Genomic DNA, 24855 nt, shown 5'->3' with positions numbered 1-24855 from the left:
CTTGCGGCATAAAACCAGTCCAAGTTTTTATCCGCATCCCCCAGTGCCCTCAAGTGGGTCAGTTTTCGATCGGCGTCAACACCCTAGCTTACGAAACCCTGGCGTTAGAAGGTTGGGGCACTACTGATCTTTCGCAACTTCCCAATTGCATCACGTAAAGTTTCATCCTTTTTTGCAAAACAAAAGCGAACGACACCTTGATCGAATCCATCGCCATAGAAGGCTGACAGGGGAATAGCTGCAACCCCCGCTTCGCGCGTGAGCCATTGACAAAATTCGGCTTCATTCAGATCACTTACAGCTGAAATGTCCACACACTGGAAATAGCTACCTGTGCTGGGTAGTAGTTTCAAGCGAGAACCTTCCAATCCTTGGCGGAAAAGGTCCCGCTTGGCCTGATAGAAAGTTGGCAGTTGCAGGTATGGTGCTGGATCTCTCAAATACTCCGCCAGTCCATGCTGCATCGGGGTGTTTACGGTGAATACATTGAACTGGTGCACCTTGCGGAATTCGGTGGTGAGCGAAGCGGGTGCTGCTACAGTCCCAATCTTCCAGCCGGTGACATGGAAAGTCTTGCCAAAGCTCGATACGACGAACGCGCGGGCGGCAAGGTCCGGATAACGGGCGGCGCTCTGGTGCTCAGCACCATCAAACACCATGTGTTCGTAGACTTCGTCGCTGATCAGCAGAATGTTGGTGGGTGCCAGCAGATCTTGCAGTGTGAGCATATCCTCGGCACTCCAGATGGAGGCGCTCGGATTGTGTGGACTGTTGATAATGAGGGCGCGGGTGCGTGGTGTGATCGCTGCGGCAATCAGACCAAAGTTGGGGCGAAATGTCCCAGGGGTAAGAGGCACCCGCACAACGGAGCCACCAGCCAGTTCAATGTTAGGTGCATAACTGTCATAGCACGGGTCAAGTACGATGACCTCGTCGCCCGCATGGACGATGGCCAGAATGGCCGTAAGGATCGCTTGCGTGGCTCCTGCTGTGATGGTTATTTCGGTGTTCGCGCTGTATTTTCGGCCATGGAGTGCTTCTATTTTTGAAGCAACGGCTTCGCGCAATGCTGCAATCCCCGGCATGGGCGGGTATTGGTTATGTCCGGCCTTCATGGCATGGGTTACGGCATCGATCAGGGCAGGGTCACATTCAAAGTCCGGAAAACCCTGGCCCAGATTCACGGCGCCATGTTCGGCGGCCAGCGCTGACATGACTGTGAAAATGGTGGTGCCGACCTGAGGCAGCTTGCTGGGAAATGTGGGGGTGATTGATCTCGTGAGGGTGGGCGTCATGGAAGAAAGCACAAACGATGTAGAGAGTTAACAAGTTCCGGCAGATGCTCAGAGTTCGTAATCGTTGATATGCCCCGTCATGGCGCGGGCTATCAGTTCGCGGCTCAAGCGGTCGCTGAGCAATTCGGCGAACTTGTAGACAAAATTGCGCAAATAGGCGCCTCGCTTGAACGCCACGCGCGCCACGCTCTGGCCGAAAAGATGCCCGACGGGGCGTACGACCAGATCACCAACAGGATCATCGTGCATAGCCATTTCTGCGACGATTCCGATGCCCAGGCCCAGGCGCACATACGTCTTGATTACATCGGAGTCAATGGCTTCGAGTGCAATACGAGGCTGCAAGCGCCTGGTTGAAAAGGCCAAATCAATTTTTCCGCGACCAGTGAATGTTGGGTGGTAGGTAATGAGGGGCTCGTGGGCGATGTCATCCAGTCCAATGCGCTCTTTCTGGGTCAGCGGGTGGCCCGGAGGGAGCACCAATACATGTTCCCACTCATAGCAGGGCAGGGTCACCAGTTCGGGATAGTCTGCCAGCGACTCGGTGGCCATCCCAATTTCCGCCACTTCGTCTATCACCATGCGTGCGACCTGGTCGGGAGTGGTCTGGTGCAGGCTGATGTTGACTTTTGGATACGCCTCTCGCAGGCGGGCCACAGGGACCGGCAACACATAGCGCGCTTGGGTGTGGGTGGTTGCGATCGACAGGGTGCCACTATCCTGCGCGCTGAACTGTTCGCCAATGCGCTTCAGGTTTCCCACCTCGCGCATGATGATTTCAATGCTTTTGAGAACGTGCTGGCCAGGTTCTGTGATGCGCTTGAGCCGCTTTCCATGGCGGGCGAATATATCAATTCCGAGTTCTTCTTCCAACTCGATGATTGCCTTGGATACACCAGGCTGCGAAGTGTGCAGCGCCTTGGCGGCCTCGGTCAGATTGAGGTTACGGCGTGCCGCCTCTTGAACAAATCGGAATTGGTGTAGGTTCATATCTGATGGAGGCTAAAAACTCGCATCATTATGCTGCATTTGTCTAAGGGTTGGGTGTGGTTATCGAAGAATCGCAGGCAATTTCTGCCATTAAAGCGGTCATGCGCTGGTCTTCCCCAATGGCGCCCTGTATGGTGAACTGTACGGATTGGTGGCGCGAGCGGAGTTGCTCCACCAGCAATGGAAGGTCCTCTCGTGCATGCTTTCCGGTGCCTAGAAACATGGGTACCACCGTTATATGGGTGGACCCTTGTTGAGAGAGCAACTCAGTGGCTTGGGCCAATGTTGGTTCACATAATTCAAGATAAGCGCATTGCACCGGCTGGTCAGGGTATTGCGAGGCAATGCGCGCCGCAACCGCTTCTATGGGGGCACGCCAAAGTGGGTCGCGCGAACCATGGGAAAAGAGCACGATGGCCGGTGGTATTTCGGACATGAATAACTCGAAAAGGCTCAGCGTCGCAATACCAGCCAGCCGAAGGCTGCAAGTGACAACAGGGAGTAAATCAATCCTGGGGCGGCAGCCGTCAGCCATGGCGACCAATTTTGCAGATTTCCGGCGTAACCGAATACATTGTTCAACAGGAAGAAACTGATGCCTGCCATCACGCCGCCAAAAACGTACCCCGCAATACCGCCGGCCCGAAAGTGCAAGTAGGCAAAGGGCAATGCCAGCACCACCATCACCAGGCAGCTCAGCGGATAAAAAACCTTGCGCCAGAATTCAATTTCATACCGTTGTGCTGACTGGCCATTGGAATCTAGATGACGGATGTACTGAAACAGGTCGAACGTAGCCATGCGGTCGGGCTTGATCAGCGAGGCCGCCACCATGTCCGCGCTGATGCGAGTCGGCCATAGCAGGGTAGGAACCTGCAGTTGATCCACCCGTGCTTTTTCGCTGTCGGGCTGAAGAAAGCTGCTGCGCCGCACCTGTTGCAGTTCCCAGCCCCCTGGGAGGGCGAAACGCCCGGTTGCAGAATGGGTCTGCGAAGCTGGTCGGCCCTTTTCGTCAAACTCGAAAATGCGCACATCCAGCATGCCGCCATCGGGCGTCAAAGCGCGCACATTCACCGCAAAAGAATGGTCTTGCTGGCGTTCCTTGAGCCAGGCACCAGTGGCGCCAGACGTCAAGCGGCCCAGGTGGCGTACCTTGATGAGCTGCGCTGCACGTTCAGTCAGGGGGGCAATGTAGTCGCCTACGGCAAAGGTCAGCAGCACGAATAATCCACCCAGAGCCAGCAATGTGCGCAATGCCTGCCATGGACCCATGCCGCTGGTACGCATGATGGTGAACTCTGAGCTTTGTGCCAGCCGTGCCATCACGAAAATGGTACCGATGAGCACTGTGATAGGCAATAACTCGTAGAGGTGACTGGGAATGCTCAGGGACACAAACAGCAGCGCATGGGAGAGCTGGTAGCCGTCTGGGCCGGTCCGTCCAACCAAGCGCAGCTCGTCGATCAGATCAAAGAAGAAAAACAGTGCCAGAAACCCGAGCGTCACAAATCCCACTGCAAGCAGGGCTTCGCGATGAATGAAACGGCGAAGAAGTTTCATGCAGGACTCCGCGTTGGCCATAGGCGCCGCAGCGTCCAGTGGTTGTGCCGCACGGCCACAATGGCCAAGGCGAGCGCGAGCGTGCCACCGTGGAGGGATAGCATGAAGGCGGGCAAGCCCAGCTTTCCTGCCCCAACCCAGCTTTGACCCAATGTCATGAGGTTGTAGTAAACAACAAAGGCAAACAAAGCAAACATCATGCCGCCGCTGCGTCCCGCGCGGGGATTCACGCTCGCCAGGGCCAGGCCCAGAACCACAAAATTAATGGCTGCCAGCGCCAGCCCCAGCCGCCAGCCCAGTTCTGCCTGGTAAACCGGAATGGTTGGCTGTAAAAGCAACTCATGCGTGGCCCGGGTTTTGACCGCGAGTTGCTCTGTTGCCGTACCGGATGCTGACCCGATACGCGTGCCGTATTCGGCAAACTCACTGATCTTCAGGCCAGGCTGGCCCGCGGTGGATTCCAGTCGCTGGCCCTGACTAAGCAAGGCGAAGCGCTCGTCGGCGCGTACTTCAAGTCGCGCACTGCGTGCGGATGTTACCGATTCCTTGGTGCCGCTGTTGGCTGCGATGAAAATGTTGTTTCCCGCTTGGGTGTCTGGACTGTCCTTGTCGATAAAGAACACCCGGCTGCCGTTGGCTGATTCCTGAAACTCGCCCGGCGCAATACGGTCAACGTCGCTGCGTTGCTCGTAACGCGTCTTGAGCTCCTGAATCTGTGCGTTGGCCCATGGCCAAACCCCCAATGACAGGACAGCAATAACCGCCATCACAGGCCACGCAAAGCGCAACAGGGGACGCAGAAGGCTCACAAGTCCCTGGCCACCGGAGAACCAAATAACCATTTCGCTGTCGCGGTACATGCGCGAGAGGACGCTCACCACGGCCACGAAGAGACTCAAGCTGAGGATGGTTGGGAGTTGTCCCAACACCGTGAAGCCCATGACCAGCATGACATCAGAGGGGCTTACGCTGCCGCGCGACGCTTGACCGAGGGTGCGGATCAGCATCATGGTCATGACCACTGTGACCAGCACCACAAGCGTCGCGCCAAAGCTGCGCGCCAGCTCTTTGCGAATGGATGAATCGAATAACATTGGCTCGAAGGAAAGCACCGATTATGAACTTTGATCTGAAGACTCTGGAGTTGCCGGCAGCGGCTACTGAAAAATGCGACCTACTGGTCGTTCTGGTGCCCGAGGGCTTCAAACCGGGGCAGGATGCCTTGTCGGTGCTCGTGGCCCATGCGCTCAAATGCGGCGACCTGGAATCCAAAGCCGGTAAGCACCTTCAACTCTATCTGGCACCCGCTGTCAGCGCGCGGCGCGTGGTTCTTGTGGGTGCGGGCAATGGTTCTGCCCGGGCCATCCGTCAGGCCGTGCAGGCTATTGCAGCAACCTTCAAGCTGTCGCAGGTCAAACGTGCGGTGGTTTGCTTTGCCGGCGAAACCACGGCCGATGGCGTTTGCGCCGCTATACAAGCAGTCGCTGATGCCAGTTATGTTTACACGACTACCAAGCCCAAGGCGGATGCGCGCACCTTGAATCGGGTGGTGATCGGGGTCGCTCATGTGGAAGCGGTGCGAGAGGCGTTCGCGCAAGGGGTGGGCCTTGTGGAGGGCGTAGAGTTCGCCCGAGAGTGGGGTAACCGTCCGGCCAACCACGCTACTCCGAATCTTTTGGGCGAAGCCGCCAAGTCCCTTGGCAGGCACCCTCGCGTCCAGTGCAAAGTGCATGGCCCCGCCGAAGTGGCTCGTCTTGGCATGGGCGCATTCATGGCTGTTGCGCGAGGCTCCGAGGAGCCGCTGAGGCTGATCGAACTGCGATACAGCGGCGCAGGCAAGTCAGAGACCCCGGTAGTGCTGATAGGGAAGGGCATCACTTTCGATACTGGCGGAATTTCCATCAAGCCTGCTGCCGAGATGGATGAAATGAAGTTCGACATGTGCGGTGCAGCCAGCGTCCTGGGGGTGTTTCGTGCTCTTGGAGAATTGCAACCCGCTATCAATGTGGTGGGCCTCATCCCGGCCTGTGAAAATATGCCTGATGGTCGGGCCGTGAAGCCCGGTGACGTTGTTACCAGCATGAGCGGTCAGACCATCGAGATATTGAACACCGATGCGGAAGGTCGACTGGTCCTTTGTGACGTATTGACCTATGCCGCGCGCTTCAAACCTGCCGCGGTGGTGGACATCGCCACCTTGACTGGTGCCTGCGTGATTGCTTTGGGCGCAGTCCGCAGCGGACTATTTTCAAACAACGATGCGCTGGCCTCTGCCCTGTCTGCGGCAGGGGATGTGGCTCAGGACTTTTGCTGGCGCATGCCGCTGGACGAGGACTATGCCGAGGGATTGAAGAGCAATTTTGCAGACATTGGCAATGTGGCAGGGCGAGCGGGCGGCTCCATCACGGCGGCCAAGTTCCTGCAGCGATTCGTGGGCGCGTTTCCTTGGGCGCACCTCGACATTGCCGGTACTGCCTGGAAAGGTGGAGCGGTCAAGGGGGCTACCGGCCGACCGGTAGGCCTGCTGGTGCATTACCTGCTGAGCCGTGTTCAGCCGTTATCGGCAAAAGATGCGGTGAAGAAGTCTTCTCCCGCAGTGTCGGCAAGGCCCAACACTCGTTCAAAACCGGCCTGAATTCGTCATGACTGAAGTCGCTTTCCACTTCAATGCACCGGACAAAATGGCCTATGCCTGCCGGTTTGCCCGCAAGGCGCAACGCAGCGGCGCACGGCTCGTCATTACGGGTTCTGCGGACACTCTGGCAGAGCTGGACGGAATGCTTTGGAGCATGCTGCCGCAGGATTTCGTTGCCCATTGCCGTAGCGATGCTGAGGATGAACTCTTGCAATTTTCATCGGTGGTGCTTGCTGTAGACGTGTGGCAAGCGCCCCACCAAGAAATGCTGCTGAATATGGGGAGCGTTGTGCCTGAGGGGTTTGGCAGTTTTGGCCGCTTGGTGGAGGTGGTGAGTGCCACAGATGAGGTAGACCGCAATGAAGCGCGTGTCCGCTGGCGTCACTATGCATCGCAGGGCTATGCCATCACGCGCCATGATCTGGTCTTGAAAGCCGACTGATGTCCCTTTCGCCCAAGTTGATCCCCCGTTTTGTGCCGACCCTCACTGAAGTGGTGCAGGAGCCCGATGTGCTCCCGTTTTCAGTGCCTCAGGCGCAATCTGGACCGTCGTTTGGGGGAGGATGCTCCACCAGCATCGCGCAAACTGAGCCATCGCTTCAGGCAGGGGTCTCAATTCCTGCTGCGTCCGTCCGAGGCACTTCCGACACAAAGCCCGTCCTAACATCGCCCAACCCGCGACGCCCTTTGCCGCAGGGCATTGAAGAGTACATGGTGCACCGAGTGATGCAGCGCGTGGATGTGGTGCTGGATCAGCGTTTGCGCGAGGCGATTGCACTGGTGATACAGGAGCAGACCCGCTCCGTGCTGCCCCGTCTGCGTGAAGAAATTGAGTCAGTGGTGCGGCATGCGGTCTATGAGGCCGTGGCCGACGAATTGGCGAACGAAAATTCCCCTGAGCCAGGAAGATGACAGGGTATTTCCCCGTGGTTTCCTTCGGATTTACGCGTGTTCCCTAATGATCTGGCCCGTAAATTGCGATAAGTTCGCCTGCGTTGAGACACAATAATTATTCTCAGCGTTTATCTTTACTGGAGATTGATATGCAATTGAAGTTGAAACTGACCGTGGTTGCTGCTATCGCGGCTGTTGCTGGTATGGCCTCTGCACAAGAGCAAGTGGTCAAGATCGGTCATGTGGCTCCGGTTTCCGGTGCCCAAGCCCACTACGGCAAGGACAACGAAAATGGTGCGCGCATGGCCATTGAAGAGTTGAATGCTCAGGGCATCACCATCGGTGGCAAAAAGATCAAGTTCGAGTTGCAAGCCGAAGACGATGCTGCAGATCCCAAGCAGGGCACCGCTGCTGCGCAAAAGCTGTGCGACGCCAAAGTGGCGGGCGTCGTGGGGCACCTCAACTCCGGCACGACCATTCCCGCCTCCAAGGTCTATAACGACTGCGGTATTCCCCATGTCACGGGGGCAGCTACCAACCCCAACCTGACGAAGCCTGGCTACAAGACCACCTTCCGTATCATCGCCAACGACAACGCCCTGGGTGCTGGCCTGGCTTTCTACGCTGCTGACACGCTCAAGCTCAAGACGGTTGCCATCGTCGATGACCGTACGGCCTATGGCCAGGGTGTGGCTAACGTGTTCAAAAGAGTTGCTGCCGAAAAGGGCATGAAGGTGGTGGACGAGCAGTTCACGACCGATAAGGCCACTGACTTTATGGCCATCCTGACGGCTATCAAGTCCAAGAATCCAGATGCTATCTTCTTCGGAGGCATGGATCCTCAAGGCGGCCCGATGCTGCGCCAGATGGAGCAACTGGGCATGGGCAACGTCAAGTACTTTGGCGGTGACGGTATCTGCACTTCCGAAATCGCCAAGCTGGCTGCCGGTGCCAAGACGCTTTCTAACGTGGTGTGTGCTGAAGGTGGTGCATCGCTTGACAAAATGCCAGGCGGCAAGGCATGGAGGGCCAAGTACGATGCCAAGTACCCAGGTCAGTTCCAGGTTTATAGCCCCTATACCTACGACGCTACGCACCTGATTGTGGACGCCATGAAGCGTGCCAATTCGGTGGATCCCAAGGTCTATACCCCCGAGTTGCTGAAATCGCAGTTCAAGGGCGTGACCTCCACGATCGCATTTGAGTCCAATGGCGAAATGAAGAACCCCGCTATCACTCTGTATGTATACAAGGATGGCAAGAAGACGCCTCTGAACTAAATTCAGAGCGACCTTTGGCTGCATTCGTGGATGCAGCCCCCATAAAAAATGGCTTCCTACAGGAAGCCATTTTTTATGGGGGCGTCGCTCAATGCACAGTTGCGGGAGTGGTGCTCCGCGCCAAAGCTCAGCGGCGGACCTGCAATGCGCCCGGGTTCACGATATTCGTGGGCGTGCCCTTGATGTAGTTCACCACGTTGTCAAAGGCGGCGCCAAAGTACAACTCGTAGCTGTCCTGCTCAACATAACCGATGTGGGGCGTGCAGATGCAGTTTTCCAGGCGCAGCAGGGCGTGGCCTTGCAGGATGGGTTCGCTTTCAAACACGTCCACGGCGGCCAGACCGGGGCGTCCACGGTTCAGGGCCGCGATCAGGGCGTCGGGCTCAATCAATTCGGCGCGCGAGGTGTTGACCAGCAGCGCGGTGGGTTTCATGCACGAAAGATCTTCCAGTGAAATCATGCCTCGGGTCTCGTCATTGAGCCGCAGGTGAAGAGACAGTACATCGCATTGCGAGAAGAACTCTTCCCGGTTGGTGGCAGCCTGGTATCCATCGGCCAGTGCCTGGGCGCGGGAGGCCTCACGACCCCAGACGCGCACGCTCATGCCAAATGCGCGGCCGTAACCCGCCACCAGTTGCCCGATGCGGCCGTAGCCCCAAATGCCCAGTGTTTTTCCCCGCAACACGCTTCCGAGGCAGAAGTTTGGTGGCATGGAAGCCGCCTTCAGGCCGGACTGTTGCCAGGCGCCGTGCTTGAGGTTGGCGATGTATTGCGGCAGTCGCCGCATGGCGGCCATCACCAGTGCCCAGGTAAGTTCGGCCGGGGCCACTGGCGAACCCACTCCCTCGGCCACCGCAATGCCGCGTTCGGTGCAGGCGGTCACATCAATGTGGCTTCCGATCTTGCCGGTTTGGGCAATCAGTTTTAGCCGGGGCAGCTTTTCAACCAGCTGGCGCGTGATCTGGGTGCGTTCACGCACCAGCACGATGATGTCTGCATCCTTCAGGCGCACAGCCAGTTGCCCCTGACCTTTCACCGTGTTGGTGTACACCTTTGCCGAATAGGGGTCGAGCCGGCTCGCGCAATGGAGTTTGCGCACCGCATCCTGATAGTCATCCAGAATCACAATGTTCATCCCGCCATTGTGCCTTGGCGAGAGCTGGGCGGCGACTGCGCAGCTCTGACGGCCTTGAGCAGAATGCAACGCTTTGTGGCACCTGTGGCACCACAGCCAGGGGCGCAGCCATCAATGGCGCCATGTCTCGCATGCCGTCATTCGCTCCAGCTCTGCGCAGACATCGGCCATGCGGCCCGAGATGACCATGCGCCCGACCTCTGTGCGTGATGTCGCATGCAGAACGCGCACCGGGCGCCGGGCGCTATGGCGGCTGCCAGTGGCCGGCCCGCTGAAGCCGGAAGGTGCACTTTGCACGCGACCAGCAGCGTGGCGGTGGGTGCCGGCAGCCAAGGCCGGTGGTTGGAAATGTGGCCTCGATGTCGCGGCGGTGCTGGGCACCGCGCAAGATGAAAGCCCTTCGGGGGCGCTGCCGGCGATGCGGGCCGCAGGCACAGCACTGCGCGAATCATCCGTGTATCGCCCGGGTTGCAGCCAGTGCACCAAGGCGTGAAGGGGTTGGGAAAAGGCAGAAAGAGCGAACAAGGCAAGTCCCATGTGAAAACTCCGTGTATCAGGGGTTGAGCACAGGCAGGATTGCAACGCGATGCGCACTCTCAGGGCTGGAAAACCGTTACCGATTTGCCAAACGCCCGCCACCTGAGGTGCGCAACTGAGATCGCAATTACATGAGGATGGTGTTTCGGATCAAGCCCACTGCCAGGCCTTCGATCTCGAACGGCTCGCCCGGTTGGACAACGATCACGGGGTAATCGGGGTTCTCGGGAAGCAACTCGATGGTGCCGGCTGTTCGGCGCAGACGTTTGACGGTGACATCATCACCTAGCCTTGCCACGACGATCTGGCCGTTACGCGCTTCGCGTGTGGATTGCACGGCGAGCAGATCGCCGTCCATGATGCCGGCGTCGCGCATGGACATGCCGCGCACCTTGAGCAGGTAGTCGGGCTTGTGTTGAAACAGGCTGTTTTCCACGCTGTAGGTCTGGTCCACGTGTTCCTGCGCGAGAATGGGCGAGCCAGCCGCCACGCGACCGATCAAGGGCAAGACCAGTTGCGACAACCCTGGCATGGGCAGACTGAACTGGGTGCCGCGCGCTGCATTAATGGAGCGCACTGTGTCGCTGCGCAGGCGGATGCCGCGGGATGTACCGCTGACCAGTTCGATAACGCCTTTGCGCGCAAGGGCTTGCAGGTGTTCTTCGGCCGCGTTGGCTGATTTGAAGCCCAGTTCCGCGGCGATTTCAGCCCGTGTCGGTGGCGCACCCGTGCGGGAAATGGCCATCTGGATCAGGTCCAGGATTTGTTGCTGGCGTGCAGTGAGCTTGGGGTTGTCGAGCATGGCATTTCCAGTGTGTGTCACCAGGGTGGCGGGTAACCGTGTATTTACTGTGTATTAATCCAGTAGCTGTATTTTTCACCAGTTTTTCAAAGGATGCAAGTGAGCGCGCAAAAAATTGTCGTATTGGGAACGGGTGGAACCATCGCTGGCAAGGCTGCAACGCAGGGAGACAACATTGGCTACACCGCCGCGCAAGTGGGCGTGGAGCAGTTGTTGCACGCTGTGCCCGGCTTGCAGGCGGTAGCCCGTGGCGGTCTGGTGGCTGAGCAGATCGCGCAGTTGGACAGCAAGGACATGGAGTTCAGTGTGTGGCGCTCGCTTGCGCAGCGTTGTGCCAGAGCGCTCGCTGATCCCCTGGTGCGCGGACTGGTCATCACCCATGGCACCGATACGCTGGAAGAGACTGCCTGGTTTTTGCACTCGGTGCTGGATGCCCACAAGCCCGTGGTGCTGACCTGTGCGATGCGCCCTGCAACGGCTTTGACGCCCGATGGTCCGCAAAACCTGCTCGACGCCGTCGCCGTGGCGATGACAGCGGGGGCGCGGGGCGTTGTGGTGGTGGCTGCCGGCGTGGTGCACGGCGCACAGCGTGTCCAGAAAGTGCACCCCTATCGGGTGGATGCATTCAGCTCCGGTGATGCCGGACCGTTGGGCTGGGTGGAGGAGGGAGCGGTGCGTTTGGCACAAAATTGGCCTTTAGCGCAAGCAGGGCAAGCGCAATGCGCTATTGAAAATATAGTGAATTGCGCGCAATGGCCGCGCGTCGAGGTGGTCATGAGCTATGCGGGTGCCACGGGAGCTCTGGTGGACTCGCTGGTGCGCGATGGTGTGCAGGGCATCGTGGTGGCCGCAACGGGCAATGGCACGATTCACCAGGCCCTCGAATCGGCACTGCTGCGCGCGCAGGCGGCTGGTGTGAAAGTGGTGCGTGCCACGCGCTGCCCGGAGGGTCAGGTGCTGCCCAAGCCCGGCGATGCTCTACGGGACTCCCGGGGCCTGTCTGCGGTGAAGGCACGCATTGCGCTGATGCTGGAGCTGCTGCCTTGATTAAACGGTGGCCGAGTGGTAGTGGTGGGCGGCCACGGGCCGTTGCTGGCCCATGCCGCCACGCTTAGCTGGACAGGGCCTGTAGTGCGCGCGCAGTGATCTCCTCGACGCTGCCCGTGCCGCTGATGGCGCGGTACTTGGGGGCTGCGCCAGGCTCGGTCTTGGCCCAGTTGCTGTAGTAGTCCACCAGGGGGCGCGTCTGGTCGCTGTACACCTGCAGGCGCTTCTTGACGGTTTCTTCCTTGTCGTCTTCGCGCTGGATCAGTTCTTCGCCCGTCACATCGTCCTTGCCTTCCACCTTGGGCGGGTTGAACTTGACGTGGTAGGTGCGGCCGCTGGCGGGGTGCGAGCGGCGGCCGCTCATGCGTTCGATGATGGCGTCGAAGGGCACATCGATTTCCAGCACATAGTCGAGCTTGACGCCGGCTTCCTTCATGGCATCGGCCTGGGGGATGGTGCGGGGGAAACCGTCAAACAGGAAGCCGTTGGCGCAGTCGGGCTGCGTGATGCGTTCCTTGACGAGGCCGATGATGATGTCATCGCTGACCAGGGCACCCGAATCCATCACGGCCTTGGCCTGCAGGCCCAGCGGCGTGCCGGCCTTGACAGCTGCGCGCAGCATGTCGCCGGTGGAAATTTGCGGGATGCCGTATTTCTGGCAGATGAACGTGGCTTGCGTGCCCTTTCCGGCACCGGGGGCGCCCAACAGAATCAGTCTCATGGAAATCCTCGAAGGTTAGAAATCAGCTGGCACTGCTGGCAAGGGGGCGCAGCCAGGCGCCTGTGACGCAGTGCTCTCTTTGCGGTCAAGGATAGCATGTGCATGCCTTGCCCAGGCTTACGACGGCGCCCGCGAATGGGGCGGCCACGCGCTGGTTTTCAGGCCAGCAGCGCCCGCACCCGGTCCAGGTCTGCCGGGGTGTCCACGCCTGGGCCGGGGGCCTCGTCGGCAATGTGCACGGCGATGCGGTGGCCATGCCAGAGTGCCCGCAATTGCTCCAGCGCCTCCACCGCCTCGGTGGGCGCCTGGGCCAGGCCAGGAAACTGGCGCAGAAAACCTGCGCGATAGCTGTAGATGCCGATATGGCGCAGCGGCGCAAATCCGTGCAGGGCGGCCACGCCGGGTGCAGCCTGCGCCGCGGCACCTTGCCACCAGGACTGGCCAGCGTGGTCGCGGGCGTGCGGAATGGGCGCACGGCTGAAATAGTGGGCCAGGCCGCGCGCGTCCAGCACCACCTTGACGACGTTGGGGTTCTCGTAGTCTGCCAATGTGTGAATGGCATGGGCTGCCGTGCCCATACTGGCTTCGGGGCGCGCAGGCAGCAGGGCTGCCACGGCGTTGATGAGGGCCGGGTCCATCAGGGGTTCGTCGCCCTGCACGTTGACCACTACGGCGTCGCCGTCCAGGCCCAGCTGCGTGCAGGCCTCTGCCAGCCGGTCGCTGCCGCTGGCGTGGTCGGTGCGCGTGAGCAGGGCCTGCACTCCGTGGGCCTGGCAGGCGTGCAGGATGCGCGGGTCGTCGGCGGCCACCACCACGCGGGCTGCGGCGCTTTGCGCGGCGCGGCGGGCCACATGCACCACCATGGGCAGGCCGGCGATGTCGGCCAGGGGCTTGTCGGGCAGGCGGCTCGATGCCATGCGTGCCGGGATCAGCACCGTGAAGCCCGCTGCCGTGGCTGGGCTCACGCCTGCAGCTCCTCGTCGGTCAGGGTGCGCGCCTCATTTTCCAGCAGCACCGGAATGCCGTCGCGCACGGGGTAGGCCAGGCGCGCGCTGCGCGACACCAGCTCCTGGCGCTCGCGGTCATAAGTCAAGGGGCCTTTGGTGACAGGGCAGACCAGCAATTCAAGCAGTTTGGGATCCATGGCGGCGTTTTCCGGAAATCAGGCAGGGGGGGGATGATAGCGGCGTGGCCTGCCACGGCGCGAGCCGGGCATCCAGTGCGGCGAAGAAGGCGGGATCGACCTCCAGCGCCAGCGGCACCGCCAGCGCATCGGGGTGCAGCGGCCAGAGCTTTACGGCGTCTTTTTCCGTGCAAACCAGCGTGATGCGCTTGTCTGACGGGCGCTTCCAGCTATTAAAATCATAGTGATCTGGCAGGGCCTCGGTGTTCGACAGCTGCAGGCCTTGGGCCCGCAGCATGGCAAAGAACTCTGCGGGCCGGGCGACGGCCGCTACGGCATGCACGGGGCCGCCACGCAGGGACGCCAGAGGCACTTGCCGGCCGTCCGCGCGCAGCGCATGGGGCGCCAGCCGGCGCTGAAGCGCAAAACTGGGGTTGCGCCCGGCGGGGCGCGTGCCGGCGTGCAACACCCAGTCCACAGGGCGCGGCCAGGGCTCGCGCAGGGGGCCTGCGGGCAGCAAAAAGCCGTTGCCCACGCCGTCGCTGTTGAAGACGCAGATTTCCAGGTCGCGCGCCAGCGCCAGGTGCTGCAGGCCGTCGTCGCACACCAGGACGTTGGTGCCAGGGTGCGCGGCCAGCAGCGCGCGTGCCGCGGTGATGCGCTGTAGCGCCACAAAAACGGGCGCATGGGTGGCGCGGGCGATCAGGGCGGGCTCGTCCCCCACTTCCAGGGCGGGGCTGTCTGGCAGCACTGCGCGGCAGTCATGGGTGCTGCGGCCATAGCCGCGCGAGATGACGCCCGGTTGCCAGCCCTGCGCCTGCAAATGCCGCACCAGCGCAATCACCACGGGGGTTTTGCCCGCGCCACCAGCAATCACATTGCCCACCACGATGACGGGCGGGCCGGGGTGTTCGCTGCGCAGCACCCGCAGCCGGTAAAGCCTGCGCCGCAATGCCACCAAGGCACCGTAGGCCAGAGACAGCGGCCACAAGGCCCATGCCGCAGGCCCGCGGGAGCGCCAGATGCGGGCCAGGCCGGTGGTCTGATGGCTGCCGGAAGCCGGGGTGGTGGCAGAAGGCGAGGGCGGCTGCGGCCCGGCGGCAGCCATTGCGTCTAGCGGCCGTTGCCCGCGCGGGCCGATGCCGACGACTGCGTGGCAAACGTGATCTGGTTCAGGCCCACGCGCCGCGCAGCCTCCATCACGGTAATCACCGACTGGTGCGGCGCTGTGGCATCCGCACTGATGATGACCACGCTGCCCTGGCCCGCATTTGCCGCCTGGCCCAGCGCACGGGCCACGGCGTCCACGCTTTTGCCGTCCACGGCGGTCTTGTTGATGGCATAGCGGCCATCGGCCGCCACGGCCACGATCACCTCCTTGGGGTGGTCGCGCTGCTGCTCGGCGTCGGCCACGGGCAGCGTCAGTTGCAGTTCGGTGAACTTGCTGTAGGTGGTGGTCAGCATCATGAAGATGAGGATCACCAGCAGCACATCGATGAACGGGATCAGGTTGATCTCGGGCTCGTCCTTGGCACGGGGGCGGAAATTCATGCGATCCGTCTTTCAAACAGNATCAGGTTGATCTCGGGCTCGTCCTTGGCACGGGGGCGGAAATTCATGCGATCCGTCTTTCAAACAGAGGGAGCCACGCGCAGCGGGCCGACCGTGGGGGCCATCATTTTGCCGCCGGGCCGCCCCAAGGCAAAATGCGACCCCCTTGGGGGGCAGGGAGCCACGCGCAGCGGGCCGACCGTGGGGGCGCTCATTTTGCCGCCGGGCCGCCCCAAGGCGAAATGCGGCCCCCTTGGGGGGCAGGGAGCCACGCGCAGCGGGCCGACCGTGGGGGCCATCATTTCAGCTTGCGCAGCCGCAGGATGTGGCGCACAAACTGCTCGGAGGCCAGCTCCAGCGTCAGCAGGTAGGCGTCCACGCGGCTGCGGAAATAGCGCCAGAAGATCAGCGCCGGAATCGCCACGATGAGGCCAAACGCCGTGTTGTACAGCGCCACCGAGATGCCGTGCGCCAGCTGCGCCGGGTTGCCGCCGCCCATGGCCTGGCTGGCGCCGCCGGTGCCCACCTGTGAGCCAAAGATTTCGATCATGCCGATCACGGTGCCCAGCAGGCCCAGCAGCGGCGCCGCCGAGGCGATGGTGGCCAGCGCGTTGAGGTATTTTTCGAGCCGGTGCGCCACCGTGCGGCCCGCGCCTTCCATGGTGGCGCGCAAATCGGCCTCGGTGCACAGGGGGTTGTTGTTGAAGGCGCGCAGGCCGCTGGCCAGCACCTCGCCCAGCGCCGAGTTTTGGGCCAGCTGGTTCACCACGTCGGGCGTGGGAAGGGTCTTGGTCGAGACGGTGATGGCTTCATCCAGCAGCTTGGGGGGGGCGACGCGTGCTGTTTTCAGGGCCACGAAGCGCTCGAAAATCAGCGCCAGTGCCAGGACGGAGCAGGCAATCAGTGGCCAGATGGGCCAGCCTGCGGCTTGTATGATGGACAGCAATTCTCTCTCCGCACGGGTGAAGGCAATGGGCGATTATGGCCCAGGTGCTCCGGCATTCCATGACACAAAAGTTGGCGTGAATGTACCGGCTGTTTGCCTTTTTCTCACCCACAAAATCTGTGGATAACTTTGTGGGCAACTGGGCTGCAGGGCCTCGCAAAGTGGCGCCACACCGTGGGTTCAACAGATTGATGAAAAATTAATCAGTGAAAAATCGTTATAAATCAAGAGGTTGCACGAACTTTCGTGTTTTCCGGCCGGTTTTGGCCTCATGCATGGGCCGGTCTGCCGCTCCCGCTGCGCTGTGGAATAGTCGCCTGGCGCATGGCCTGCAAACGCTGATGCTGTCTCATGCCTGAGCCCACAACCATCGGCGCGACGCCGCGTATCTGGGAAGTCGGCGCGCTGTGCCGCGCCATTGCTGATGCGCTGGAGGCGCGGTTCAACCCCGTGGCCGTGCGCGGCGAGATCACGGGCTTTTCGCGCGCATCCAGCGGGCATTGCTACTTCTCGGTGAAAGATGCGAACGGCCAGTTGCGTTGCGCCATGTTCCGCCGCGCGGCCAGCCTGCTGGATTTTTCGCCGCGCGATGGCGAACTGGTGGAGCTGCGCGGGCGCATCGGCGTGTACGAGGCCCGGGGCGACCTGCAGTTCATTGTTGAGAGCATGCAGCGCGCGGGGCAGGGCGCGCTGTTCGAGCAGTTCTTGCGGCTGAAGGCGCAGCTGGAGGGCGAAGGCCTTTTTGATGCCGCGCGCAAGCGGCCCCTGCCGCTGCAGCCACGGGGCATCGGACTGGTCACATCGCCCGGCGCGGCGGCGCTGCACGATGTGGTGACGGCCCTGCGCCGCCGCGTGCCGCACATCCCGGTGGTGCTGGTGCCAGCGCAGGTGCAAGGGGCTGCGGCACCGCAGGCCCTGGTTGCAGCGCTATCAAAACTATATCTACTCGCGCAAGCTGGACAAGCGCCAGGGGCTGATTTGGCTCAAAACCCTGAGATCGATGTGATCTTGCTGGTGCGCGGCGGCGGGTCTATCGAAGACCTCTGGGCGTTCAACGACGAACAGCTTGCGCGCACCATCGTGCAAAGCCCGGTGCCGCTGGTCTGCGGCGTGGGACACGAAACCGATTTCACCATCGCCGATTTCTGCGCCGACCTGCGCGCGCCCACGCCCACGGCGGCGGCCGAGCTGGTGGCACAGCCGCGCGAGGTGTGGCTGGGTGCGCTCGGCCTGCTGGCCGGCCGCCTGGCCGACGGCGTGCAGCGCCAGCTCGATGCCCGCCACCAGCGGCTGGACCAGGCCGCCGCCCGCCTGGGGCGCCCCTCGGGCATCGTGGCGCGCCAGCAGATGCAGCTGGCGCGCCTGGCCCAGCGCATGCGGCACGGGGTGCTATTGAAAATGCAGCAGCTTGCGCAGACGCAGAAAGCGCTGGAGGCCGAAATGCCGCTCAAGCTGCAACGCCGGCTGGCGCTGCACGCCGAGCGGCTGGACCGCGCCGCCTTGCGGCTGGAGCTGCTCGACCCGCGCCTGGTGCTGCAGCGCGGCTATGCGCTGCTGACCGACACCGCCGGCCAGGCCATCACCAGCGTGCGCCAGGCGCAACCGGGCGATGCCCTGCGCGCCACGCTGGCCGATGGCGCGGTCGATGTCACCGTGGTGCAGCCGCGCCTGCTGTAGGACCAACGCGCCTTCGCGGCATGAAGGCGGCTGTTCGCACGCCCATGCAGCACAGGTCATCTGATGTTCCTACAATGCCGGCTCACCCGTGTCCGATTGCGCTGCAGTCGGGTACCCGGGCATCCCAGAATTTCAACCCACGAGGAAACACCATGGAACACACCCTTCCCCCGCTGCCCTACGCCATCGACGCACTGGCCCCGCATTACAGCCAGGAAACGCTGGAATACCACCACGGCAAGCACCACAACGCCTACGTGGTGAACCTCAACAACCTGCAAAAGGGCACCGAGTTTGAAGCCATGGCGCTCGAAGAGATCGTCAAAAAATCGTCCGGCGGCATCTACAACAACGCCGCACAGATCTGGAACCACACCTTCTTCTGGAGCTGCATGAAGCCCCAGGGCGGTGGCGAGCCCACGGGCGCGCTGGCTGCGGCCATCAACGCCAAGTTCGGTTCGTACGCGGCTTTCAAGGAAGCCTTCGTCAAGTCGGCCGTGGGCAACTTCGGCTCGGGCTGGACCTGGCTGGTGAAGAAGGCCGACGGAAGCGTGGACATCGTCAACACCGGCGCCGCCGGCACGCCGCTGACCACCGCCGACAAGGCGCTGCTGACGGTGGACGTGTGGGAACACGCCTATTACATCGACTACCGCAACCAGCGCCCCAAGTTTGTTGAAACCTTCTTGAGCAACCTGGTGAACTGGAGCTTTGCCGAAGCCAACTTCGCCTGAAGCACGCAGCAGGGGCGGGCGCTTCGCCCCATTCGCCCTTGCAAAACAAAACGGCCCGTGCGGGCCGTTTTGTGCTTTCTGGGCTGCAGCGCTTTGTGGTAAAGCGCTTGTAGCTATATCAATAATAGCGATTCGTGGCGCATCAACGCTTCGCGAACGGGGTGCCGCCGAGCTTGAAACCGGCCTTGATGCCCTTCTTGCCAAACCATCCCTGGTTCATCTCCAGCACATAGCGCACGGGCCTGGCCGAACAATGCGAATCGGTGGTCTGCGGCTTCATGTCGGCCAGGTTGACGATGGTGCCGTCATCGGCCACAAACGCCGCCGTCAGCGGCAGCAAGGTGTTCTTCATCCAGAAGCATTGCACGCCGGGCTGCTCAAAAATGAACAGCATGCCCTCTTGTGCCGGCATCTCCCGGCGATGCATCAGGCCGGTCTGGCGCTCTTGCGGGGTCTGCGCCACCTGGGCGTCAATGCGGTGCATGCCGGCCGTCAGTTCAACGCGCTGCAGCGCCAGCTGTGGGCCCTCCTGCGCGGGTGCGGCGGTGCTCCACAACGCCAGCACGGCGGCCACCAGCGGTGCCAGCGCCGGGGTGGCGCGTCGGGAAAAGCGGCGGGGCAAAAATCTGAAAGTGAAGGGCATCGGTGTCATGGGCAGGTTTTCAGTGGTTGCGAACTGGAGCCAGGGGCAAACCATAGCGCTTCACGGGCATTGACAGGTAAACCCGCAGGGGCTGGCGCAAAAAATTGCGCTGTTTCATGGTTCCAATTTCGCATTGCGATATTCTGTTGCAAAATAGCCGGGCTGGGCAGGGCGCAAGAAAGCACAATGGTGCGGTTCGATCACTGCTACCGGCTGGGCCACCATCCGGTGGTTTTTTTCAGTCATTTCTTGAAGTAAGCGATGAGTACCCAGCAACCCACCATCATCTACACCCTGACCGACGAGGCACCTCGCCTGGCCACTGCTTCTTTCTTGCCCATCGTGCGCGCCTTTGCTGCGCCTGCGGGCGTCAACGTGACCGAAAGCGACATCTCGGTGGCGGCCCGCGTGCTGGGTGAGTTCCCCGAGTTCTTGCGTGACGACCAGAAGGTGCCCAACACGCTCGCCGCTTTAGGCAAAAAGACGCTGGAGCCTGATGCCAACATCATCAAGCTGCCCAACATCAGCGCGTCGGTGGGCCAGCTGATCACCTGCATCAAGGAACTGCAAGGCAAGGGCTATGCGATCCCTGACTACCCTGAAGATCCCAAGACCGACGAAGACAAGGCGATCCGCGCGCGCTATGCCAAGTGCATCGGCAGCGCAGTGAACCCCGTGCTGCGCGAAGGCAACTCCGACCGCCGTGCGCCCCGGGCCGTCAAGGAATACGCCCGCAAGAACCCGCACAGCATGGCCGAGTGGAGCCAGGCTTCGCGCTCGCATGTCTCGCACATGCACGCGGGCGACTTCTACCACGGCGAAAAGTCCATGACGCTGGACCGCGCTCGCGATGTGAAGATGGAGCTGCTCACCCCAAGCGGCAAGACCATCGTCCTCAAGCCCAAGGTGTCGCTGCTGGACCGCGAAATCATCGACAGCATGTTCATGAGCAAGAAGGCGCTGCTCGCGTTCTATGAAAAAGAAATCGAAGACGCGCACAAGACCGGCGTGATGTTCTCGCTGCACGTCAAGGCCACGATGATGAAGGTGTCGCACCCCATCGTGTTCGGCCACTGCGTGAAGATTTTCTACAAGGACGCGTTTGCCAAGCACGGCAAGCTGTTTGACGAGCTGGGCGTGAACGTGAACAACGGCATGGCCAACCTCTATGAAAAAGTGGCCACCCTGCCCACCGCCCAGCGTGAAGAAGTCATGCGCGACCTGCACGCCTGCCACGCCACCCGCCCCGAGCTGGCCATGGTCGATTCGGCCAAGGGCATCACCAATTTCCACTCGCCCAACGACATCATCGTCGATGCCTCCATGCCCGCGATGATCCGCAACGGCGGCAAGATGTGGGGCGCAGACGGCCGCCTGAAGGACGTCAAGGCTGTGATGCCCGAATCGACCTTTGCGCGCATCTACCAGGAGATCATCAACTTCTGCAAGTGGCACGGCGCGTTTGATCCCAAGACCATGGGCACGGTGCCCAACGTGGGCCTGATGGCCCAGCAGGCCGAGGAATACGGCTCGCACGACAAGACCTTCGAGATCCCCGAAGACGGCGTGGCCAACATCACCGACCTGGCCACGGGCGAAGTGCTGCTCTCCCAGAACGTGGAAGCCGGCGACATCTGGCGCATGTGCCAGGTCAAGGACGCCGCCATCCGTGACTGGGTCAAGCTGGCCGTCACGCGCGCCCGCAATTCCGGCATGCCGGTGGTGTTCTGGCTCGACGCCTACCGCCCGCACGAGGCGCAGCTGATCACCAAGGTCAAGATGTACCTGCACGAGCATGACACCACCGGCCTCGACATCCAGATCATGAGCCAGGTGCGTGCGATGCGTTACACGCTCGAGCGCGTGGTGCGCGGCCTGGACACCATCAGTGCCACCGGCAACATTCTGCGCGACTACCTGACCGACCTGTTCCCCATCATGGAGCTGGGCACCAGCGCCAAGATGCTGTCCATCGTGCCTTTGATGGCCGGTGGCGGCATGTACGAAACCGGCGCCGGCGGCTCGGCCCCCAAGCATGTGCAGCAGTTGGTGGAAGAAAACCACCTGCGCTGGGACTCACTGGGCGAGTTCCTGGCGCTGGCCGTGTCGCTGGAAGACTTGGGCCTGAAAACCGGCAACGCGCAGGCCAAGGTGCTGGCCAAGACGCTGGACGCCGCCACCGGCAAGCTGCTGGACAACAACAAGAACCCCTCGCCCAAGACCGGCCAGCTCGACAACCGCGGCAGCCAGTTCTACCTGGCCCTGTACTGGGCGCAAGAGCTGGCCGCGCAGACCGACGATGCCGACCTGGCAAAGCGCTTTGCCCCGCTGGCCCAGCAACTGGCCGCCAACGAGCAAAAGATCGTGGACGAGCTCAATGCCGTGCAGGGCAAGCCCGCCGATATCGGTGGCTACTACCTGCCCGATCTGGCCAAGCTCGATGCCGTGATGCGGCCCAGCCAGACGCTGAACACGGTGCTTGCCGCCGCTGGCGCCTGAGATCTGAGATGGCAATGGATGGCTGCCCGTGATGCACGGCAGCCATCAGCGCTAGCAGCAATGCCGTGCCGTGGGCCAACGCCCGCAGCACGGCATTTTTTTGGGCGGTGCGCATCGGTTGATCTGGATGGTTTCCATCCAGCCTGCCGCTGGTGTTCACGGGGTCCGTAGCAAAGTGGGTGCCGCTAAAATTCAGGCGTTTTACGGATTTTTCAAAACCCGCTGTAGTTCATTCCAACATCCCACCGGAGACACCCGCCATGACCAACTACCAGCACATCCAAGTGCCTGCCGAAGGCCAGAAAATCACCGTCAATGCCGACATGTCGCTGAACGTGCCGGACCAGCCGATCATTCCCTTCATCGAAGGCGATGGCACCGGTGCCGACATCACCCCCGTGATGCTCAAGGTGGTGGATGCCGCCGTGGCCAAGGCCTACGGCGGCAAGCGCAAGATCCACTGGATGGAAGTGTTTGCGGGTGAAAAATCCACCAAGGTGTACGGCCCCGATGTGTGGCTGCCCGAAGAAACGCTGCACGCCGTCAAGGACTACGTGGTGTCCATCAAGGGCCCGCTGACGACGCCCGTGGGTGGTGGCATCCGTTCGCTCAACGTGGCCCTGCGCCAGGAGCTCGACCTGTACGTCTGCCTGCGCCCCATCCAGTATTTCGACGGCGTGCCCTCGCCCGTGAAAGAGCCGCACAAGACCAATATGGTCATCTTCCGCGAGAACTCGGAAGACATCTATGCGGGCATCGAGTTTGAAGCCGAAAGTGAAAAGGCCAAGAAGCTCATCAAGATCCTGCAGGACGAGTTTGGCGTCAAGAAGATCCGCTTTCCCAACACGTCGGGCATCGGCATCAAGCCCGTGTCACGCGAAGGCACCGAGCGCCTGGTGCGCAAGGCCATCCAGTACGCCATCGACAACGACAAGCCCAGCGTGACCATCGTGCACAAGGGCAACATCATGAAGTTCACCGAAGGGGGCTTTCGCGACTGGGCCTACGGCCTGGCGGCCAAAGAGTTTGGCGCCGAGCTGATCGACGGCGGCCCCTGGATGAAGTTCAAGAACCCCAGGACCGGCAAGGACATCGTCATCAAGGACAGCATTGCCGACGCCTTCTTGCAGCAAATCTTGCTGCGCCCCGCCGAATACTCGGTGATCGCCACGCTCAACCTGAACGGCGACTACGTGTCGGACGCCCTGGCCGCGCAAGTGGGCGGCATCGGCATCGCCCCCGGCGCCAACATGTCCGACACCATCGCCATGTTCGAAGCCACGCACGGCACGGCGCCCAAATATGCGGGCAAGGACTACGTCAACCCCGGCTCCGAAATCCTCTCGGCCGAGATGATGCTGCGCCACATGGGCTGGGTGGAAGCCGCCGACCTCATCATCAGCGCGATGAAAAAGTCAATTGCCAGCAAGAACGTGACCTATGACTTTGCCCGCCTGATGGAGGGCGCCAAGCAGGTGAGCTGCTCGGGCTTTGGGCAGGTGATGATCGACCACATGTGAAGTAGTCCGCATGCGGACGCATGCGTCCAAATCAAAACCCCAGTGCCTTGAAAGCATTGGGGTTTTTTTGTCCCCATGTGTCCGCAGGCCGTGTCGGGCCTGCGGGTCGGCACCGGCTACACGGGCCGCAGCGACGACGGTGCGCTGCTGGGGCAGAACTTTCTGCGGCATTTTGATGTGGAAATGGGTCGGGACCGTATGGAGCTGCGAAATAGAGAAGGTTAACTTGTTGTTTTGTAATGATTTTCGGTGTAAAAAAGAAAAATATATAAAAGTGCCGAAATGCAAGAACTCAGCCCCTCTATCGCACGCCAGTACATCGACGCCGTGGCCGCCTTCGAAGCCTGGGAAGAAGCCGTGCAGGAAGCGCAGCAGGTGCGTGGCGGAATGTATTGGCACGCGGGACCGCCCTCGGCCCCTGAAGCGCGCTACCTCGTGCGCACCACGCCGACCGGCGCCGAAACCAGCCTGGGGCCCCGCACGCCCGAGAATGAGGCCATCTACGAACGTTTCATGCGCCGCAAGCAGGAAAGTGCCGAACGCATGGCAGGCCTCAAGGCCGCATTGGACCTGCACCGCCGCCTGAACCGCGCCCTGCGTGTGGGGCGCGTGGAGCCACTCATCGTGGATTTGCTGGCCCGCCTGGCGAGCACGCAACTCGCGCCGCACTTCCGTGTCGTGGGCACCAACGCGCTGTATGCGTACGAAGCCGCAGCCGGTGTTCGCCTGGATGCCGACGCCCTGGCCACGCGCGATATCGACCTGCTGTGGGACACGCGCAAGCGCATCCAGTTCGCTACCCAGCTGGCGCGGGTGGACAGTTCCATGCTGGGCGTGCTGAAAAAGGTGGACAGCACCTTCCGCATCCGCAAAAGCCAGAAATACACCGCCGTGAACAAGGACGGCTTCGAGGTGGACATCATCCGGCGCGAGCGCGCGGGGGACGACCCTCACCCCATCAAGCTCAGCGATGACGACGAAGATTTCTGGGTCGCCCAGGCCCGCCGCGCCAACGTACTTCTCGATTCGCCGCAGTTTTCAGCCGTCATCGTGGCGACCAACGGCACCATGGCGCGGATTAATACCGTGCATCCAGCCACCTTTGTGTCATTCAAGCGCTGGCTGGCGAATCAGCGGGATCGGGATGCGATCAAGCGGCGGCGGGATGGGTTGCAGGCCGATGTGGTGCAGAAGCTGGTCGATGAATACCTGCCGCTGCCCGTGAAGGCTCTTTGATTCTGCGGAAATGAGAGCCTGCCCCATTTT

The 24855-nt window shown here is 61.4% G+C and carries 25 protein-coding genes and 1 pseudogene; 11 read left to right on the top strand and 15 right to left on the bottom strand.

From position 1 onward, the window contains the following. Nucleotides 1–104: 104 nt before the first annotated feature. The 5 genes from J8G26_RS12305 to lptF are packed head-to-tail and all read right to left on the bottom strand — an operon-like array spanning nt 105 to nt 4939. Nucleotides 105–1295 carry a pyridoxal phosphate-dependent aminotransferase gene (locus J8G26_RS12305; protein ID WP_210569192.1) on the bottom strand — a complete coding sequence of 397 codons (1191 nt, stop codon included), beginning with the start codon at nt 1293–1295 and terminating at the stop codon, nt 105–107. A 48-nt stretch (nt 1296–1343) separates the two neighbouring features. Continuing rightward, nucleotides 1344–2285, bottom strand: coding sequence for a CysB family HTH-type transcriptional regulator (locus J8G26_RS12300; protein WP_210569190.1), 942 nt, complete (start codon nt 2283–2285; stop codon nt 1344–1346). Nucleotides 2286–2328: 43 nt separating this feature from the next. Beyond that, complete coding sequence (locus J8G26_RS12295) at nt 2329–2721, bottom strand: CbiX/SirB N-terminal domain-containing protein (RefSeq protein WP_210569187.1); 393 nt, start codon at nt 2719–2721, stop codon at nt 2329–2331. Between the two features lie 17 nt (nt 2722–2738). After that, nucleotides 2739–3845, bottom strand: a complete 1107-nt coding sequence (gene lptG / locus J8G26_RS12290; RefSeq protein ID WP_210569185.1) for an LPS export ABC transporter permease LptG — start codon at nt 3843–3845, stop codon at nt 2739–2741. Then, a complete protein-coding gene (gene lptF / locus J8G26_RS12285) occupies nt 3842–4939 on the bottom strand; it encodes an LPS export ABC transporter permease LptF (RefSeq protein ID WP_087745613.1) in 1098 nt (365 codons plus the stop codon). Before lptF ends, lptG begins: the two co-directional genes overlap by 4 nt. 23 nt (nt 4940–4962) lie before the next feature. Here lptF and J8G26_RS12280 point away from each other — a divergent pair, with 23 nt between their 5' ends. The 4 genes from J8G26_RS12280 (at nt 4963) to J8G26_RS12265 (ending at nt 8654) form a co-directional block, all read left to right on the top strand. Further along, nucleotides 4963–6480 (top strand): leucyl aminopeptidase, encoded by a 1518-nt coding sequence (locus J8G26_RS12280; RefSeq protein ID WP_210569183.1) that lies wholly within the window; start codon nt 4963–4965, stop codon nt 6478–6480. Between the two features lie 7 nt (nt 6481–6487). Continuing rightward, entirely contained in the window at nt 6488–6922 is a 435-nt protein-coding gene (locus tag J8G26_RS12275) for a DNA polymerase III subunit chi (protein ID WP_087745616.1), read from the top strand. A gap of 269 nt (nt 6923–7191) precedes the next feature. Beyond that, entirely contained in the window at nt 7192–7392 is a 201-nt protein-coding gene (locus tag J8G26_RS19640; protein ID WP_198314791.1) for a hypothetical protein, read from the top strand. A gap of 131 nt (nt 7393–7523) precedes the next feature. Next, entirely contained in the window at nt 7524–8654 is a 1131-nt protein-coding gene (locus tag J8G26_RS12265) for a branched-chain amino acid ABC transporter substrate-binding protein (RefSeq protein ID WP_087745620.1), read from the top strand. A 127-nt stretch (nt 8655–8781) separates the two neighbouring features. On the opposite strand, the gene J8G26_RS12260 is transcribed toward J8G26_RS12265, so the two are convergent. After that, the gene (locus J8G26_RS12260) at nt 8782–9789 is read right to left on the bottom strand and encodes a D-2-hydroxyacid dehydrogenase family protein (RefSeq protein ID WP_210569182.1); all 1008 of its coding nucleotides are present in this window, start codon (nt 9787–9789) and stop codon (nt 8782–8784) included. A 664-nt stretch (nt 9790–10453) separates the two neighbouring features. After that, entirely contained in the window at nt 10454–11128 is a 675-nt protein-coding gene (lexA, locus tag J8G26_RS12255) for a transcriptional repressor LexA (RefSeq protein WP_087745655.1), read from the bottom strand. 93 nt (nt 11129–11221) lie between these two features. On the opposite strand from lexA, the gene J8G26_RS12250 reads away from it, so the two are divergent. Further along, nucleotides 11222–12175, top strand: coding sequence for an asparaginase (locus J8G26_RS12250; RefSeq protein ID WP_087745657.1), 954 nt, complete (start codon nt 11222–11224; stop codon nt 12173–12175). 64 nt (nt 12176–12239) lie between these two features. Here the strand turns inward: J8G26_RS12250 and adk are convergent, their stop codons facing one another. The 6 genes from adk to J8G26_RS12220 all read right to left on the bottom strand — a co-directional run bounded on the left by adk (nt 12240) and on the right by J8G26_RS12220 (nt 16516). Next, a complete protein-coding gene (gene adk / locus J8G26_RS12245; RefSeq protein ID WP_210569180.1) occupies nt 12240–12896 on the bottom strand; it encodes an adenylate kinase in 657 nt (218 codons plus the stop codon). 158 nt (nt 12897–13054) lie between these two features. Continuing rightward, nucleotides 13055–13861, bottom strand: a complete 807-nt coding sequence (kdsB, locus tag J8G26_RS12240; protein ID WP_087745661.1) for a 3-deoxy-manno-octulosonate cytidylyltransferase — start codon at nt 13859–13861, stop codon at nt 13055–13057. Beyond that, nucleotides 13858–14040, bottom strand: coding sequence for a Trm112 family protein (locus J8G26_RS12235; protein WP_087745663.1), 183 nt, complete (start codon nt 14038–14040; stop codon nt 13858–13860). The genes kdsB and J8G26_RS12235 overlap by 4 nt, the downstream gene beginning before the upstream one ends. Then, a complete protein-coding gene (gene lpxK, locus J8G26_RS12230) occupies nt 14021–15127 on the bottom strand; it encodes a tetraacyldisaccharide 4'-kinase (protein ID WP_210569178.1) in 1107 nt (368 codons plus the stop codon). Before lpxK ends, J8G26_RS12235 begins: the two co-directional genes overlap by 20 nt. Before the next feature lie 5 nt (nt 15128–15132). Next, on the bottom strand, nt 15133–15570 hold the full coding sequence (locus J8G26_RS12225; protein WP_210569176.1) for a biopolymer transporter ExbD: 438 nt from the start codon (nt 15568–15570) through the stop codon (nt 15133–15135). A gap of 298 nt (nt 15571–15868) precedes the next feature. Beyond that, nucleotides 15869–16516, bottom strand: coding sequence for a MotA/TolQ/ExbB proton channel family protein (locus J8G26_RS12220; protein ID WP_087745669.1), 648 nt, complete (start codon nt 16514–16516; stop codon nt 15869–15871). Nucleotides 16517–16867: 351 nt separating this feature from the next. On the opposite strand from J8G26_RS12220, the gene xseA reads away from it, so the two are divergent. Together xseA and J8G26_RS12210 are read left to right on the top strand one after the other, a co-directional pair. Further along, nucleotides 16868–18193 carry an exodeoxyribonuclease VII large subunit gene (gene xseA / locus J8G26_RS12215; RefSeq protein WP_210569174.1) on the top strand — a complete coding sequence of 442 codons (1326 nt, stop codon included), beginning with the start codon at nt 16868–16870 and terminating at the stop codon, nt 18191–18193. 152 nt (nt 18194–18345) lie between these two features. Then, a complete protein-coding gene (locus J8G26_RS12210; protein WP_210569172.1) occupies nt 18346–18927 on the top strand; it encodes a Fe-Mn family superoxide dismutase in 582 nt (193 codons plus the stop codon). A 142-nt stretch (nt 18928–19069) separates the two neighbouring features. Here the strand turns inward: J8G26_RS12210 and J8G26_RS12205 are convergent, their stop codons facing one another. Both J8G26_RS12205 and J8G26_RS19560 read right to left on the bottom strand, forming a co-directional pair. Next, complete coding sequence (locus J8G26_RS12205; RefSeq protein ID WP_246881382.1) at nt 19070–19570, bottom strand: DUF192 domain-containing protein; 501 nt, start codon at nt 19568–19570, stop codon at nt 19070–19072. Between the two features lie 114 nt (nt 19571–19684). Beyond that, on the bottom strand, nt 19685–19816 hold the full coding sequence (locus J8G26_RS19560) for a hypothetical protein (RefSeq protein WP_257789739.1): 132 nt from the start codon (nt 19814–19816) through the stop codon (nt 19685–19687). A gap of 15 nt (nt 19817–19831) precedes the next feature. Between J8G26_RS19560 and J8G26_RS12200 the strand changes: the two genes are divergently transcribed. The 4 genes and pseudogenes from J8G26_RS12200 to J8G26_RS12185 all read left to right on the top strand — a co-directional run bounded on the left by J8G26_RS12200 (nt 19832) and on the right by J8G26_RS12185 (nt 24825). Continuing rightward, nucleotides 19832–22069: an NADP-dependent isocitrate dehydrogenase gene (locus tag J8G26_RS12200; RefSeq protein WP_210569168.1), complete on the top strand. Its 2238-nt coding sequence runs from the start codon at nt 19832–19834 to the stop codon at nt 22067–22069. A gap of 260 nt (nt 22070–22329) precedes the next feature. After that, on the top strand, nt 22330–23589 hold the full coding sequence (gene icd, locus J8G26_RS12195) for an NADP-dependent isocitrate dehydrogenase (RefSeq protein WP_210569167.1): 1260 nt from the start codon (nt 22330–22332) through the stop codon (nt 23587–23589). Between the two features lie 90 nt (nt 23590–23679). Next, a pseudogene (locus J8G26_RS12190) lies at nt 23680–23814 on the top strand (TIGR02281 family clan AA aspartic protease); the annotation flags it as partial. A 57-nt stretch (nt 23815–23871) separates the two neighbouring features. After that, nucleotides 23872–24825: a GSU2403 family nucleotidyltransferase fold protein gene (locus tag J8G26_RS12185; protein ID WP_210569165.1), complete on the top strand. Its 954-nt coding sequence runs from the start codon at nt 23872–23874 to the stop codon at nt 24823–24825. Nucleotides 24826–24855: the final 30 nt, after the last annotated feature.

It is taken from the genome of Acidovorax sp. JG5 (genome assembly GCF_017939685.1).
Taxonomy (GTDB): domain Bacteria; phylum Pseudomonadota; class Gammaproteobacteria; order Burkholderiales; family Burkholderiaceae_C; genus Acidovorax.
This window is presented reverse-complemented; position numbering and strand designations above follow the sequence as displayed.